Source organism: Streptomyces longwoodensis (genome assembly GCF_001514125.1).
GTDB lineage: Bacteria > Actinomycetota > Actinomycetes > Streptomycetales > Streptomycetaceae > Streptomyces > Streptomyces longwoodensis.
The window spans coordinates 353,911-368,355 of sequence record NZ_KQ948554.1 but is presented as its reverse complement, the minus strand read 5'-3'; the positions used below and the strand labels follow the sequence as shown (position 1 = coordinate 368,355).

Annotated in this window: 12 protein-coding genes; 2 read left to right on the top strand and 10 right to left on the bottom strand. The window is 74.4% G+C overall.

All coding sequences use genetic code 11. The features are described from left to right. Nucleotides 1-236: 236 nt before the first annotated feature. Nucleotides 237-2,381, top strand: coding sequence for an MMPL family transporter (locus AQJ30_RS19540; RefSeq protein WP_067235565.1), 2,145 nt, complete (start codon nt 237-239; stop codon nt 2,379-2,381). 18 nt (nt 2,382-2,399) lie between these two features. On the opposite strand, the gene AQJ30_RS19535 is transcribed toward AQJ30_RS19540, so the two are convergent. Beyond that, nucleotides 2,400-3,818 (bottom strand): RsmB/NOP family class I SAM-dependent RNA methyltransferase, encoded by a 1,419-nt coding sequence (locus AQJ30_RS19535; protein ID WP_067235564.1) that lies wholly within the window; start codon nt 3,816-3,818, stop codon nt 2,400-2,402. 80 nt (nt 3,819-3,898) lie between these two features. Further along, nucleotides 3,899-4,831: a methionyl-tRNA formyltransferase gene (gene fmt / locus AQJ30_RS19530; RefSeq protein WP_067235562.1), complete on the bottom strand. Its 933-nt coding sequence runs from the start codon at nt 4,829-4,831 to the stop codon at nt 3,899-3,901. Nucleotides 4,832-5,025: 194 nt separating this feature from the next. Here fmt and AQJ30_RS19525 point away from each other — a divergent pair, with 194 nt between their 5' ends. Continuing rightward, entirely contained in the window at nt 5,026-5,571 is a 546-nt protein-coding gene (locus tag AQJ30_RS19525; RefSeq protein ID WP_067235807.1) for a hypothetical protein, read from the top strand. A gap of 97 nt (nt 5,572-5,668) precedes the next feature. Here AQJ30_RS19525 and AQJ30_RS19520 read toward each other — a convergent pair whose 3' ends face one another. From AQJ30_RS19520 to AQJ30_RS19485, 8 genes are all read right to left on the bottom strand, one after another. After that, a complete protein-coding gene (locus AQJ30_RS19520) occupies nt 5,669-7,834 on the bottom strand; it encodes a primosomal protein N' (protein ID WP_067235559.1) in 2,166 nt (721 codons plus the stop codon). A 118-nt stretch (nt 7,835-7,952) separates the two neighbouring features. Next, a complete protein-coding gene (gene metK / locus AQJ30_RS19515) occupies nt 7,953-9,161 on the bottom strand; it encodes a methionine adenosyltransferase (RefSeq protein ID WP_067235557.1) in 1,209 nt (402 codons plus the stop codon). Nucleotides 9,162-9,404: 243 nt separating this feature from the next. Then, nucleotides 9,405-10,607 (bottom strand): bifunctional phosphopantothenoylcysteine decarboxylase/phosphopantothenate--cysteine ligase CoaBC, encoded by a 1,203-nt coding sequence (gene coaBC, locus AQJ30_RS19510; RefSeq protein ID WP_067235555.1) that lies wholly within the window; start codon nt 10,605-10,607, stop codon nt 9,405-9,407. Nucleotides 10,608-10,749: 142 nt separating this feature from the next. Continuing rightward, nucleotides 10,750-11,022, bottom strand: a complete 273-nt coding sequence (gene rpoZ, locus AQJ30_RS19505) for a DNA-directed RNA polymerase subunit omega (RefSeq protein WP_003977348.1) — start codon at nt 11,020-11,022, stop codon at nt 10,750-10,752. Between the two features lie 95 nt (nt 11,023-11,117). After that, the gene (gene gmk / locus AQJ30_RS19500) at nt 11,118-11,711 is read right to left on the bottom strand and encodes a guanylate kinase (RefSeq protein ID WP_067235552.1); all 594 of its coding nucleotides are present in this window, start codon (nt 11,709-11,711) and stop codon (nt 11,118-11,120) included. A gap of 60 nt (nt 11,712-11,771) precedes the next feature. Continuing rightward, nucleotides 11,772-12,095 (bottom strand): integration host factor, encoded by a 324-nt coding sequence (locus AQJ30_RS19495; RefSeq protein ID WP_003977346.1) that lies wholly within the window; start codon nt 12,093-12,095, stop codon nt 11,772-11,774. A 323-nt stretch (nt 12,096-12,418) separates the two neighbouring features. Beyond that, complete coding sequence (gene pyrF / locus AQJ30_RS19490) at nt 12,419-13,264, bottom strand: orotidine-5'-phosphate decarboxylase (RefSeq protein WP_067235549.1); 846 nt, start codon at nt 13,262-13,264, stop codon at nt 12,419-12,421. Beyond that, complete coding sequence (locus AQJ30_RS19485) at nt 13,261-14,418, bottom strand: quinone-dependent dihydroorotate dehydrogenase (protein WP_067235547.1); 1,158 nt, start codon at nt 14,416-14,418, stop codon at nt 13,261-13,263. Before AQJ30_RS19485 ends, pyrF begins: the two co-directional genes overlap by 4 nt. Nucleotides 14,419-14,445: the final 27 nt, after the last annotated feature.

Here is a 14,445-nt window from a genome sequence, read left to right as displayed (position 1 = left end):
GGGGGTGCGTGGGCGGGTGCGGGTGGGTGGGGGTGCGGGGTTTTGCGCAGTTCCCCGCGCCCCTGGGGGGTGGGGGCGGGGCTTCGTGGTCAGGTGGCCGTGGGGTGGGCTTGGGTGCGCGGTTCCTCGCGCCCCTGGGTGGGTGGGGGCGGGGGTGGGGGTGTGGTTCGCCGCGCTTCTGGGGGGTGGTGCGGGCTAGGGTGGAGGTTCGGCCGCGCGTCGGTGCGGAGGTGGCCATGGGTGGTGACCGGGGCTGGGGGCGTCTGGTCTGCGGGCGGCGGGCCAAGTGGCTTGTGCTGGGTCTGTGGCTGGTCGTGCTGTTCGTGATGGCGCCGTTCGCCTCCCGGCTGACGGACGCCCAGGACAACGACGCGGCGTCGTGGCTGCCGGGGTCGGCCGAGTCGACGCAGGTGCTGACGCTGTCCAAGGACTTCCGGCCGGAGCAGATCCCCGCGGTCGTCGTGTACGCCCGCCCGGACGGCCTCACGGCCGCGGACCGGGCGCGGATCGCGGCGGACGCGGCGCAGCTGCGGCGGCTCACCGACCACGGCATCCGCGGGCCGCAGACCCGCGGCCCGGTCTTCGACCGCCCGGTGGACCCGCGCGCCGCCGAGATCTACGTGCCGATCACCATGGACGAGAAGGGGTGGCAGCGGATCGCCCCCGCCGTCGACTCCGTCCGGGACGTCGTCGGCAAGGGCGGTACCGGCCTCGCCGTGCACATCACCGGGCCGGGCGGCACGTCGGCGGACTTCTCCAAGGCGTTCGAGGGCATCGACTCCACGCTGCTGCTGGCGGCGATGGGGGTCGTCGTCGTGATGCTGCTGATCACCTACCGCAGTCCCACCCTCCTGGTGCCCCCGCTGCTCGGGGTGGTGGCGGCGCTGTTCACGGCCCAGGCGCTCATCTACTTCCTGGCGCGCCACGGCGGCCTGACGGTCAACGGCCAGAGCGCGGGCATCCTCACCGTCCTGGTGTTCGGCGCGGGCACCGACTACGCGCTGCTGCTGGTGGCGCGCTACCGGGAGGAGCTGCGCCGCCACGAGGACCGCCACGAGGCGATGGCGCTGGCCCTGCACCGGGCGGGCCCGGCGGTGCTCGCGTCGGGCGCGACGGTCGTGCTCAGCATGCTGGTGCTGCTGGCCGCGGAGATGAACTCCACCCGCGGTCTCGGCCCGGTCGCGGCGATCGGCGTGGCCGTGGCCCTGGTGGCGATGCTGACCCTGTTCCCGGCCCTGCTGGTGGTCTTCGGCCGGTGGATCTTCTGGCCGGTGATCCCCCGCTACGGGTCGCCGGACCCGACCGAGCGGGGCGTGTGGGCGCGCACGGGCCGCCGTATCGCGCGCCGTCCGCGCACCGTGTGGGTGGGCACGGCGCTCGCGCTGGCCGTGTGCTCGCTCGGGCTGCTCCAGCTGCGCGCCGAGGGCATCGGCAACGCCGACGCGTTCACCGGCAAGCCCGACTCGATCACCGGACAGGAGGTGTCGGCGCGCTACTTCCCGGCCGGCAGCGGCGACCCGCTGGTGATCGTCAGCAACCAGGCACAGGCGCGCCGGGTCGGCGCGGCGGTCGCCGCGACGGACGGCGTGGTGCCCGCCTCGCTGGGCCGGCCGCCGGGCACCAAGCCGTCCTACGACGGCAAGGTCCTGTTCGAGGCCACGACGACCGACCCCGCGGACAGCGAGGCCGCGAAGCGGACGGTGGAGCGGGTGCGGGACGCCGTGCACGAGGTGCCCGGCGCGGACGCGCGGGTGGGCGGCGGCACCGCGGCCCTGGTCGACATGGACCGGGCGACCACGCACGACAACCTGCTGATCATCCCGCTGGTGCTGGCGGTGGTGCTGCTGATCCTGACGGCGCTGCTGCGGGCGGTGGTCGCCCCGCTGGTGCTGGTCGGGACGGTGATCCTGTCCTTCACGGCGGCCCTCGGCATCAGCGCGCTCGCTTTCCGCCACGTCTTCGACTACGCGGGCGAGTCGACCGACTTCCCGCTGTTCGTCTTCGTGTTCCTGGTGGCCCTGGGCATCGACTACAACATCTTCCTGACCACCCGGATCCGCGAGGAGGCCCTGCGCCGGGGCACCCGCCCCGGCGTGGTGACCGGCCTCGCCGCCACCGGCGCGGTCATCACCTCCGCCGGCCTGGTGCTGGCCGGCACCTTCGCCGCGCTGGGCACGCTGCCCATGGTGGCCTTCGCCGAGATCGGCTTCACGGTCGCCCTGGGCGTCCTCATCGACACGTTCGTGGTGCGCTCGGTCCTGGTGACCGCGCTGTTCCTGGACGTGGGACGCCGGGTGTGGTGGCCGCACGCCCTGGCCCGCACGGACGGCCCCGGCGTGCCGGCGGCGCAGGAGGGGGCGGCGGTGGGGCGGCGCCCCTAGACACCACCACCCGGGAGGTCAGCCGGTGCGGCGGATCAGCGCCAGGTACATCGCGTCCGTGCCGTGCAGGTGGGGCCAGAGCTGGATGTCGGGGCCCTCGCCCAGGGCCGGTACGTCGGGGAGCAGGGGGCGGGCGTCGACGAGTTCGGTGTCCGGGAACTGCTTGAGGACGTCCGCCACGACCGCCCGGGTCTCGGCGAGGTGCGGGGAGCACGTGGCGTAGCCGACGACGCCGCCGACCCGTACCGACTCCAGCGCCGTGCGCAGCAGGTCGCGCTGGAGCGGGGCGAAGCCGTCCAGGTCGTCGGGGCGGCGCCGCCACCGTGCCTCGGGGCGGCGGCGCAGCGCGCCCAGGCCGGTGCACGGGACGTCCACCAGGACGCGGTCGAAGGAGCCGGGCCGCCACGGCGGGCGGGTCCCGTCGGCGGCGATGACCTGGTAGGGCCCGGGGTTGCCGTCGAGCGCCCGCGCCACGAGACCGGCCCGGTGCGGCTGCTTCTCGGAGGCGAGCAGCACCGCGCCCCGCTCCGCGGCGAGCGCGCCGAGCAGCGCGGCCTTGCCGCCGGGTCCGGCGCACCCGTCGAGCCAGAGAGCGTCGCGGCCCTCCACGGGCGCGTGCGCGAGGGCGAGCGCGACCAGCTGGCTGCCCTCGTCCTGCACGCCGGCCCGTCCCTCGCGGACGGCCTCGACCGCCCCGGGCTCGCCGCCCTCGGTGAGCCGCACGGCGTAGGGCGACCAGCGCCCCTCCACCGCGGCCTCCTCACGCAGGAGTTCCCCGGTGGTGGACCGGCCGGGACGGGCGACGAGGGTGACCTCGGGCCGCTCGTTGTCGGCCTCCAGCAGGTCCTCGATGCCGGCGCGTCCGCCGCCCAGGGAGTCCCACAGCGCGGAGACGACCCAGCGGGGGTGCGAGTGGACGACGGCGAGGTGGTCCTCGGGGTCGTCCTCGTAGGGCGGGGCGACCTTCTCGAGCCAGCCGTCGAGGTCGTGCTGGGCCACCTTGCGCAGCACGGCGTTGACGAACTTGGCCCGTCCGTCGCCGAGCACGACCCGGGCCAGCTCGACGGTCGCGGACACCGCGGCGTGCGGCGGGATCCGGGTGCCGAGCAACTGGTGCGCGCCGAGTCCCAGCACGTCCAGCACCGGCGGGTCGACCTCGCGCAGCGGCCGGTCCACACAGGCGGCGACGATCGCGTCGTACGTCCCCTGCCGCCGCAGCGTGCCGTACACCAGCTCGGTGGCCAGTGCGGCGTCCCGTCCGTCGAAGTCGCCCTTCTCGCGGGCCTTGCGCAGCAGCGGCGGCAGCACGAGGTTGGCGTAGGCGTCCCGCTCGTCCACCGCGCGCAGCGCCTCGAAGGCGAGGATACGGACGGGGTCCTTCTGGGGGCGCCGGTGGGGCCTGTGGGGCTTGTGCGGACGGCGGGACTGATCGCTCACGAAAAAGGTGCTCCGGATCGCAGAACGGGGTGTCCGTCCAGCCTACGCGGTGGCCGTCAGGCCCCTGATCGCCCCGGCCGTCAGGCTCCCAGCCGCTCGTCCTCGGTGATCCGCACGCCCCGCGCCCAGTCGGCGGCCCGCATCGGCTTCTTGCCCTGGGCCTGCACCCACAGCAGCTCCACGGCGTAGGACCCGGTCCCGACGAACACGTCGTTCTTGCCGACGGCGAGCTGCCCGGGGGCCAGGTCGGTGCGCTCCGGCACGGGCCGGGCCTGGATCAGCTTGAGGCGCTCGCCGCGGAACGTGGTCCAGGCTCCGGGGGCGGGGGTGCAGCCGCGCACCACCCGGTCGACCCGCAGCGCGGGCGCCGCCCAGTCGACCCGGGCGTCCTCGACGGTGATCTTCGGGGCGAGGGAGACGCCGTCGCCCGGCTGCGGTACGGCCTTCAGGGTGCCGTCCTCGATGCCGTCCATGGTGGCGGCGAGCAGCCCGGCGCCCGCGAAGGCGAGCCGGGTCAGCAGGTCACCGCTCGTGTCCGTGGGGCGGATCTCCTCGGTCAGGGTGCCGTAGACGGGCCCGGAGTCCAGCCCCTCCTCGATGAGGAAGGTGGAGGCGCCGGTGATCTCGTCGCCCGCCATCAGCGCGTGCTGCACGGGCGCGGCCCCGCGCCAGGCGGGCAGCAGCGAGAAGTGCAGGTTGACCCAGCCGTGCACGGGGATGTCCAGCGCCACCTTGGGCAGCAGCGCGCCGTAGGCGACGACGGGGCAGCAGTCGGGGGCGATCTGCCGCAGCCGCTCCAGGAACTCGGGGTCGCGCGGCCGCCCCGGCCTGAGCACCTCGATGCCCGCCTCCTCGGCCCGCTGCGCCACGGGCGAGGCGACCAGCCGGCGCCCCCGCCCGGCCGGCGCGTCGGGCCGCGTCACCACGGCGGCCACCTCGTGCCGCCCGGAGGAGATCAGGGCGTCCAGCGCGGGAACGGCGACCTCGGGGGTACCGGCGAAGACGAGCTTCATGGAAGGGCACGGACCTCTCGGACGAACGAACGACGGGCAACGCACAAGTCTATGGCGGGAGCGGGCCGCCGATGCGCCGCGCGAGGGGGCGTACGCATATGCCCATACGCCCCCAGAGCGTGACCAGCGGAGCGCGACCGCGTTGGTCACGTAGGAGTTGACCTTCTCTTCACGCCGGTTCGAGAGGCTTGTTCATGGCCGACCACGCAACCCACGACGCCCAGGCCCGGGCGAGCCTGCACTTGCTGGTGCGGGACATCGAGCGGGTCCGCCGGCAGGTGGACGCACTGCGCACCCTCACCGCCCAGCTGGGCAATGTCTACCGACCCCGCCGCTCCGGCCCCTCCACGGGCTTCGTCGTCTACGGACGCGCCCCCGCCCCGACGGTCCGCCTGGCGCAGGAGCTGCGGGACAGCGTCGAGACCCTGGTCACCGCGGCCGTCGACTTCGACCGCTCGCTCGGCTTCTCGTGGGACGCGGTGGGCTCGGCCCTCGGCGTGACCAAGCAGGCGGTGCACCGCCGTTACGGCGCCCGCCGCGCGGCGGACCGGGCGGCGGGCGACGCGGACCGGGCCGCGGAGCCCGCGGCGACGACCCGCACGGTCAACGTCGGCACCGGCATCGCCCCGGTCCCCACCGTCCCGGCGGCCCGCTCGATGCCGACGCAGCCGACGGCGGGCAGCGCCGCCCTGCGCGACGAGGTGAGACCGACGGCGTTCCCCGGCCCCCGCAACGGCTGACCCGCCCCCGCCTCTCCTCCCCTGCCCTCCCGGCCGCCCCGGGAGGGCAGCCGCACGTCGGGCCCCGGTCAGGGCCGGCAGCCGGACGGCTCCCACGTCAGCCGATGTCCGGCGGATCGACCCGCACCCGTACCGCCTCCGCGCTCCCCGCGCCGCCGCTCCCGCCCCGCGCCATCCGCGCGGCCTGGGCCGCCTTCAGGGCCGCCGCGAGCGCGGCTCCCCGTCCCGGTGGCACCCGGACCAGGGCCCGGTCCCAGTGCTCCCCGGGCGGCGGCGCCCCGGTGCGCCGGGGGCTCCCGGCCGGGGTCACCGGCAGCGGCACCGGTCCGAGCACCTCGGCCTCGGCCGGCAGCTCCACGGCGTCGAGGAACGTGATGACCGCGTCCCGGGGCCCCGACACGGCCGCCATCCGCGACACCGGCGGGAAGCCCAGCTCGACCCGCTCCGCCAGCTCCCGCACGGCATGCCCGACGGGGTCCCAGCGCACCAGCGCCTGCACCGGCCGCAGCGTCGGCTCGGCCAGCGCCACCACGGTCCCGCCGGCCTCCTGGGGGCGCACCAGCGCGGCGGCGGCGATCCAGCGGCGCAGCGCCTCCTCGCCGGCCCGCAGGTCGGGGCGGGCGAGCATGGCCCAGCCGTCCAGCAGCAGGGCGGCCGCGTACCCGCCCTCGGCCACCGGCTCGGCGCCCGGGGTGCTGACGACCAGGGCGGGCGCCGCGGGCACCGTGTCCAGCACGTGCTCGCGTCCGGAGGTGCGCACCGGCACGGCCGGGAACGCCCGGCCCAGCTCCTCGGCGGTCCGCCGGGCCCCCACCACCTGGGCGCGCAGCCGGACGGAGCCGCACTCCGGGCAGCTCCAGTCGGTCTCCGCGCGTCCGCACCAGCCGCAGGCCAGCGCGCCCCCGTCGCGCGCCTCCAGCGGCCCGGAGCAGTGCCGGCAGCGCGCGGCGGCCCGGCACCGGGCGCAGGCGGTGCGCGGGACGTAGCCGCGCCGGGGCACCTGCACCAGCACGGGTCCCTGGCGCAGCGCGTCCCGGACCACCTGCCAGGCGAGGGTGGGCAGCCGGGCGGCGCGGGCGGCCTCGTCGCGCGCGAGGTCGAGGTCGCCCACCGTCCGCACGAGCGGGGCCGCGCGTCGCACCTGCTCGCGGCCCGCAACCAGCGGCCGGGCCCAGCCGCTCTCCACGAGCTGGGCGGCCTCGACCGTGCAGCTCCAGCCGCCGAGCAGGAAACCGCACCCGTCCTGGGCGGCCCGCAGCAGCAGGACGTCACGGGCGTGCGGCTGGGGGGCGTGCGGCTCGCTGTGGCTGTCGTCGCCGTCGTCCCACAGCGCGACCAGCCCCAGGTCCTGGACCGGCGCGAACATGGCGGCGCGGGTCCCGACCACGGCCCGCACGGACCCGCGGCGCACGGCGAGCCACTCGCGGTAGCGCTTCTCGGGCCCGGCGTCGGCGGTCAGCAGCGCGTGTCGTCCCTCGCCCAGCAGGGCCGTCAGGGCGGCGTCCACGCGCGCGGCGGACCGCCCGTCGGGCACGACGACGAGGGCGCCGCGCCCGGAGGCCAGCGTGGCGGCCACGGCCCGGGCCAGCTCGTCGCTCCACTCCGGTCCCGGCAGGGCGTTCCACACGGCCCGCGGGGAGGCGCCGGAGGCCAGGGCGTCCAGGAAGGCCCCGCCGTGCTCGTAGCGGCCCCAGGGGCCCGGCTGGGGGCGTTGCGGCGGCGGCAGGGGCTCGGGCGAGGGGCGCTGTTCGGCGCGGGCGTTGCGCGGGGGCACGGCGAGCTGCAGGACGTCGGCGAGGCTGCCGGCGTAGCGGTCGGCGACGGCGCGGGCGAGGCCCAGCAGCTCCGCGCTCAGCACCCGCTCGGGCGACACGACCTGGGCCAGCGCGGCGAGCGGCCCGGAGTAGTCGGACTCGGGCAGCCGCTCGATCAGGAAGCCGTCGATCAGTCCGCCGCCCTCGCGCCGCCCCTCGCGCACCCGGCCGCGCCCGGCGCCGAACCGCACCCGCACCCGCACCCCGGGCTGGGCGTCGGCATCGAGGTCGGCGGGCACGGCGTAGTCGAAGTAGCGGTCCAGGTGCAGCACGCCCTTGTCGACGAGGACCCGGGCGACGGGCAGCCGCTCGGCGAGGGCCGCGCCCCGCCAGGTGCGCGGCTTGGCCCGGGGCTCCTTGGCCTTGCGGACGCTCTCCCGGATCAGCGCGAGCTGCTCGGGCGGCGCCCCCTGGGCACCGCCCTCACCGACCCCGTTCTCGCTGCTCACGCTTGCATTCTTACCAGGCGCCACTGACACGACGACCGGCGCTCGCGCCCGTACGAGGCCGAAGGCCCGGCTCCCCGAGGGGACACCGGGCCTTCGGCCTCGTACGGGCGGGGCGGACCTACAGGCCCGCCGCCTTGCGCAGCGCGTCCACGCGGTCCGTCTTCTCCCACGTGAAGTCGGGCAGCTCACGGCCGAAGTGGCCGTACGCGGCGGTCTGGGCGTAGATCGGGCGCAGCAGGTCCAGGTCGCGGATGATCGCGGCCGGGCGCAGGTCGAAGACCTGGTCGATGGCCTGCTCGATCCGGTCGATGTCGACCTTCTCGGTGCCGAAGGTCTCCACGAACAGGCCCACCGGCTCGGCCTTGCCGATCGCGTAGGCCACCTGGACCTCGCAGCGGGAGGCCAGGCCCGCGGCGACCACGTTCTTGGCGACCCAGCGCATCGCGTACGCCGCCGAGCGGTCCACCTTGGACGGGTCCTTGCCGGAGAAGGCGCCGCCGCCGTGGCGGGCCATGCCGCCGTAGGTGTCGATGATGATCTTGCGGCCGGTCAGGCCGGCGTCGCCCATCGGGCCGCCGATCTCGAAGCGGCCGGTGGGGTTGACCAGCAGGCGGTAGCCCTCGGTGTCGAGCTTGATGCCCTCGTCGAGCAGCGCCTTGAGCTCGGGCTCCACGACGAACTCGCGGATGTCGGGGGCGAGCAGCGACTCCAGGTCGATGTCGGAGGCGTGCTGCGAGGAGACCACGACGGTGTCCAGGCGGACCGCCTTGTCGCCGTCGTACTCGATGGTGACCTGCGTCTTGCCGTCGGGGCGCAGGTAGGGGATGGTGCCGTTCTTGCGCACGTCCGACAGGCGCTTTGACAGCCGGTGGGCCAGGAAGATCGGCAGCGGCATCAGGGTGGGCGTCTCGTCCGAGGCGTAGCCGAACATCAGGCCCTGGTCACCGGCGCCCTGGCGGTCCAGCTCGTCGTCGTCGCCCTCGACCCGGGTCTCGTACGCCGTGTCGACGCCCTGGGCGATGTCCGGGGACTGCGAGCCGATGGACACCGACACACCGCAGGAGGCGCCGTCGAAGCCCTTCTTCGAGGAGTCGTAGCCGATCTCGAGGATCCGCTCGCGCACGAGCTGGGGGATCGGCGCGTAGGCCTTCGTGGTGACCTCTCCGGCCACGTGCACCAGGCCGGTCGTGATGAGGGTCTCGACCGCCACCCGGGAGGTGGGGTCCTCGCGCAGCAACGCGTCGAGAATGGTGTCGCTGATCTGGTCAGCGATCTTGTCGGGGTGACCCTCGGTCACGGACTCCGAGGTGAACAGGCGACGGGACACAACGCTCCCTGGGGTTGCAGCGGCTGCTGGCTGATCATTGGTGGACGCGACGCGACGGGGGCTGCGCCCGGCGTCGTCCGGGGACAGTTTATCGGTCGAGCCCGGCCGAGGCCCCACCGTCTCGCCTCTCGGGAGCGCTGTGACCTGCGGCACGGGGCATTCTGCCCGGTGCCGTGCGGCGTGGCCAGGGGCGCCACGCCCGGATCGAGCCGGTCTCCGGCGCTGCTCCGGTCCGGTGAGGCGTCACACCAGACGCTCCCGCACCAGGTCCCACACCGTGTCGGCGAGGGCCTCCTTGGGGCCGTGCGGGACGGACGTCTCGCTGCCGTCGGCGCCCAGTACGACTGCCTCGTTCTCCTCGGCGCCGAAGGTCTTGCGCTCCCCCACCTCGTTGACCACGAGCAGGTCGCAGCCCTTGCGGCGGAGCTTGGTGCGGCCGTTGGCGAGCACGTCGTCGGTCTCGGCGGCGAAGCCGACGATCACCTGTCCGGCCCGGGCCCGTTCGGCGGAGATCTCGGCGAGCACGTCGGGGTTGCGCACCAGCACGACCGGCTCGGGCTCCTGGCCGTCCTTCTTCTTGATCTTCCCGGCCGCGTAGGTGGCGGGCCGGAAATCGGCGACGGCGGCGGCCATCACGACCGCGTCGGCGTCCGCGGCCGCCTTGAGGACCGCCTCGCGCAGCTGGACGGCGGTGCCGACCGGGACGACGTCGACGCCCGCCGGGTCGGGCAGGCCGGTGTTCGCCGCGATCAGGGTGACCCGGGCGCCCCGCGCGGCGGCGGTGCGGGCGAGGGCGTAGCCCTGCTTGCCGGAGGAGCGGTTGCCGAGGAAGCGCACGGGGTCGAGCGGCTCGCGGGTGCCGCCGGCGCTGACGACGACGTGCCGTCCGGCCAGGTCCGGCTCGGTGGCGCCCCGGGCCAGGACGCGGCGGCAGACCTCGAAGATCTCGGCCGGGTCGGGCAGCCGGCCCTTGCCGGTGTCGACGCCGGTGAGACGGCCCACGGCGGGTTCGATGACGACGCTGCCGCGGCGGCGCAGCGTCGCCACGTTCTCCCGGGTGGCCGGGTGCTCCCACATCTCGGTGTGCATGGCGGGCGCGAAGACCACCGGACAGCGGGCGGTGAGCAGCGTGTTGGTGAGCAGGTCGTCCGCCAGGCCGTGGGCCGCCCGGGCGAGGGTGTCGGCGGTGGCGGGGGCGACCACGACCAGGTCGGCGTGCTGGCCGATCCGGACGTGCGGGACCTCGTGGACGTCCTCCCAGACGTCGGTGGCCACCGGGTTGCCGGACAGGGCCGACCAGGTGGCGGCGCCGACGAAGTGCAGGGCGGACGCGGTGGGGACGACCCGGACGTCATGACCGGACTCGGTGAACCTCCTCAGCAGCTCGCAGGCCTTGTAGGCGGCGATGCCACCGCTGACCCCCAGCACGACCTTGGGCTTGTCCACCGTCTCTCCCCTGAATCGGAATGGCTCGGATTGGCTCGGAACAGCTCCGAACGGCTCGGCAACCGTACGACCCCATGACACACCACAGGCCCGGCAGGAGTGCTGCCGGGCCCGTGGAAAAGCCGTTCGCAAGATGCTGGTACTACTGCGCCGGGCCCTCGATGGCCTCGGACGTGAGCAGGCCCGCGTTGATCTCGCGCAGGGCGATCGAGAGCGGCTTCTCGTGCACGTGGGTGTCCACGAGCGGACCGACGTACTCGAGGAGGCCCTCGCCGAGCTGCGAGTAGTACGCGTTGATCTGGCGGGCCCGCTTGGCCGCGTAGATCACGAGGCTGTACTTCGAGTCGGTGGCCTCGAGGAGCTCGTCGATCGGCGGGTTGATGATGCCCTCGGGCGCGGAGATGGAAGAGGACACGCTCTACCTTCCGATGGATGGGAAAGAAACGAAGAACCAGAACACGGTGCTGATCGCCGGGCCGCTGTCACGGGTGCGTGAGCACAGCCCTCCGGTCACACCACATCCATCAAGGCTAGCAGCTCACGCGCCACGTCCTCGACGGAGGTGTTGACCAGCGTCTCGTCGAACTCGGGCTCGGCGGCCAGTTCCACCTTGGCCGCGTCCAGCCGGCGCTCGATCACCTCGGGCTGTTCGGTACCGCGCCCGGTGAGCCGGCGCACCAGCTCGTCCCAGGAGGGAGGGGCCAGGAACACCAGCTGGGCCTCGGGCATGGAGGCGCGGACCTGCCGGGCGCCCTGGAGGTCGATCTCCAGCAGAACCGGTTCCCCGGACTCCAGCCGCTCCAGCACGGCAGCGCGGGGCGTGCCGTAGCGGTTGCCGGCGAACTCGGCCCACTCCAGCAGCTCGCCGTTGGCGATGAGCTTGTCCATCTCGTCGTCGGAGACGAAGAAGTAGTGCACTCCGTGCTGCTCACCGGGGCGGGGCTTGCGGGTCGTCGCCGACACCGAGAGCCAGACCTCGGGGTGTTCCTTGCGCATATGGGCGACGACCGTGCTCTTGCCGACCCCGGAGGGGCCGGAGAGCACGGTCAGCCGCGGACGTACGTCCGGGGGCTCGGGGGTCGTCCCCCGGGATGTTGCAGCCATGCAGCGATTATTCCAGCAATCCCGGTGTGCCCGGGACTCCCTACCCGGCGACGGCCGGCGTCAGGAGCCGGTGCTGCCGAACTCACGCTCCAGTGAGGCGATCTGGTTGGAACCGAGGCCGCGCACACGACGGCTCTCGGAGATGCCGAGTCGCTCCATGATCTGCTTGGCGCGGACCTTGCCCACGCCCGGCAGGGACTCCAGCAGGGCGGAGACCTTCATCTTGCCGATGACGTCGTTCTCCTGACCCTGCTTGATGACCTCGTGCAGGGAGGCGCCGGAGTGCTTGAGTCGATTCTTGACCTCGGCCCGCTCCCGGCGAGCCGCGGCGGCCTTTTCGAGCGCGGCTGCGCGCTGTTCGGGGGTAAGGGGCGGAAGAGCCACGCCTACGTCACCTCGGATGTCGAACTGTCGGATACGGACCGGTGAGGAACCTAGTACGCCCCACACCTGGGGAGGCACGAGCAACACGCCCGCCCGCGCTCCCCCACTTGCACGGAGGGCTCCACCAGCCGGGGGAGGCGCCCTCACACGTCGGAGACTAGCGGTCAAGTCCGCCGGAGTCAGCGAGAACAGCGGAAAAGTCCTGGTCAGCCTCCGCCGCGGCGGACAATTGCGAACATAATGCCCAGGATTTGAGGATGTATCCGGGCTCGGGCCGGGACGGAACCCCTAGTCAGCGCGTCCGAACGCACGCGCGAGCGGATTCAGGCACCCGCCACCACGTCCCGGATCCCGTCGGCGAACCTGCGGGCGGCGTCACGCAGCGCGACCGTGTCGGGACCCTCGCGCAACACCCCACGGCTCACGTTCGGCACGACGTTGCGCAGCGCCGGCCCGAACACCCGCGGGAGGTCGGCCGCGGTGGCCCCCTGCGCACCGACGCCGGGCGCCAGGAGCGGACCGTTGACGTCCAGGTCGTACGAGGCGAGGTCACCCACGGTCGCGCCGACCACCGCGCCGAAGGAGCCCAGCGGCCGCTCCCCCGCGTTCTCGGCGGCCAGGTGCGCCAGCATGGTCGCGCCGACGCTGCGGCCGTCCGCGCGCAGCGCGTGCTGCACCTCGCCGCCCTCCGGGTTGGAGGTCAGCGCCAGGACGAACAGGCCGGCGCCGTTCTCGCGCGCGAGGGCGACGGCGGGGGCGAGGGAGCCGTAGCCGAGGTAGGGCGACACCGTGAGGGCGTCGGAGAACAGCGGGGCGTCCTTGTGCAGGTAGGCCTCGGCGTACCCCGCCATGGTGGAGCCGATGTCGCCGCGCTTGGCGTCCATCACGACCAGCGTGCCCGCCGCGCGGGCCTCGCGGACCACCGTCTCCAGCACGGCGACGCCCCGGGAGCCGAAGCGCTCGAAGAACGCGCTCTGCGGCTTCATCACGGCGACCCGGTCGGCCACCGCCTCGACGACCGTGCGGCTGAACCGCTCCAGGCCGGCGACGTCGTCGTTGAGGCCCCACTCCAGCAGCAGGGACGCGTGCGGGTCGATGCCCACGCACAACGGGCCGCGCTCGTCCATCGCGCGGCGCAGCCGGGCGCCGAAGGGCTCCAGGGCGCTCATCCGGCCGCCCCCGCCCTGCCCACGGTGGTGTTCCCGCTGTCCGTGCCGTTCACGGTGTTCCTCACGTCGGCGCCGACCGCGTCGGCGAGGGTGGCGTACGGGCTGGTGCGCAGGCGTGCGACGAGGCCCTTGTGGATCGCGCGGCCCCAGAAGGGCCCCTGGTAGATGAAGGCGCTGTAGCCCTGGACCAGGGTGGCGCCGGCCAGGATGCGCTGCCAGGCGTCCTCGGCGTCCTCGACGCCGCCGACGCCGACCAGGGTGACGCGGTCGCCCACGCGCGCGTAGAGGCGGCGCAGCACCTCCAGCGAGCGCGCCTTCAGCGGCGCGCCGGACAGGCCGCCGGCCTCTCCGACCAGGTCCGGGGCGGACCGCAGGCCCAGTCCCTCGCGCGCGATGGTGGTGTTGGTCGCGATGATGCCGTCCAGGCCCAGCTCCACGGCCAGGTCGGCGACCGCGTCGACGTCGGCGTCGGCCAGGTCGGGCGCGATCTTCACCAGGAGCGGCACGCGGCGCGCGGGGGCCACGCGGTCGGCGGCCTCGCGCACGGCGGTCAGCAGCGGGCGCAGCGCCTCGGTGGCCTGGAGGTTGCGCAGCCCGGGCGTGTTGGGCGAGGAGACGTTGACGACGAGGTAGTCGGCGTGGGGCGCGAGCCGCTCGGCCGACGTCACGTAGTCGGCGACGGCGTCCGCCTCAGGGACGACCTTGGTCTTGCCGATGTTGACGCCGACGACCGTGCGGAAGACGGGCTCGCGGGAGGCCAGGCGGGCGGCGACGGCCAGCGAGCCGTCGTTGTTGAAGCCCATGCGGTTGATCAGCGCCCGGTCGGCGACCAGGCGGAACAGCCGCTTCTTCGGGTTGCCGGGCTGGGCCTGGCCGGTGACGGTGCCGATCTCGACGTGGTCGAAGCCGAGCATCGCCATCCCGTCGATCGCGACGGCGTTCTTGTCGAAGCCGGCGGCGAGCCCGAAGGGACTGTGCAGCCGCAGGCCGAACGCCTCGGTGCGCAGCTCCTTCGCGCGGGGCGCGAGGAAGGCCGCGACGAACGTGCGCAGCACGGGGACGCGGGCGACGAGGCGGATCCAGCGGACGGCCAGGTGGTGCGCCTGCTCCGGGTCCATCCGCCGGAAGACCTGGCGGAAGAAGAGGTCGTACATCTCGGGTGGGTCCTCGGGGTCCTCAGA

Bases quoted from the DNA above. Each gene is read 5' to 3' on its own strand.
- fmt (WP_067235562.1), bottom strand. From the start codon at position 4,831: ATGAAGCTCGTCTTCGCCGGTACCCCCGAGGTCGCCGTTCCCGCGCTG.
- AQJ30_RS19485 (WP_067235547.1), bottom strand. From the start codon at position 14,418: ATGTACGACCTCTTCTTCCGCCAGGTCTTCCGGCGGATGGACCCGGAG.
- gmk (WP_067235552.1), bottom strand. From the start codon at position 11,711: ATGGCTGCAACATCCCGGGGGACGACCCCCGAGCCCCCGGACGTACGT.
- AQJ30_RS19540 (WP_067235565.1), top strand. From the start codon at position 237: ATGGGTGGTGACCGGGGCTGGGGGCGTCTGGTCTGCGGGCGGCGGGCC.
- pyrF (WP_067235549.1), bottom strand. From the start codon at position 13,264: ATGAGCGCCCTGGAGCCCTTCGGCGCCCGGCTGCGCCGCGCGATGGAC.
- AQJ30_RS19525 (WP_067235807.1), top strand. From the start codon at position 5,026: ATGGCCGACCACGCAACCCACGACGCCCAGGCCCGGGCGAGCCTGCAC.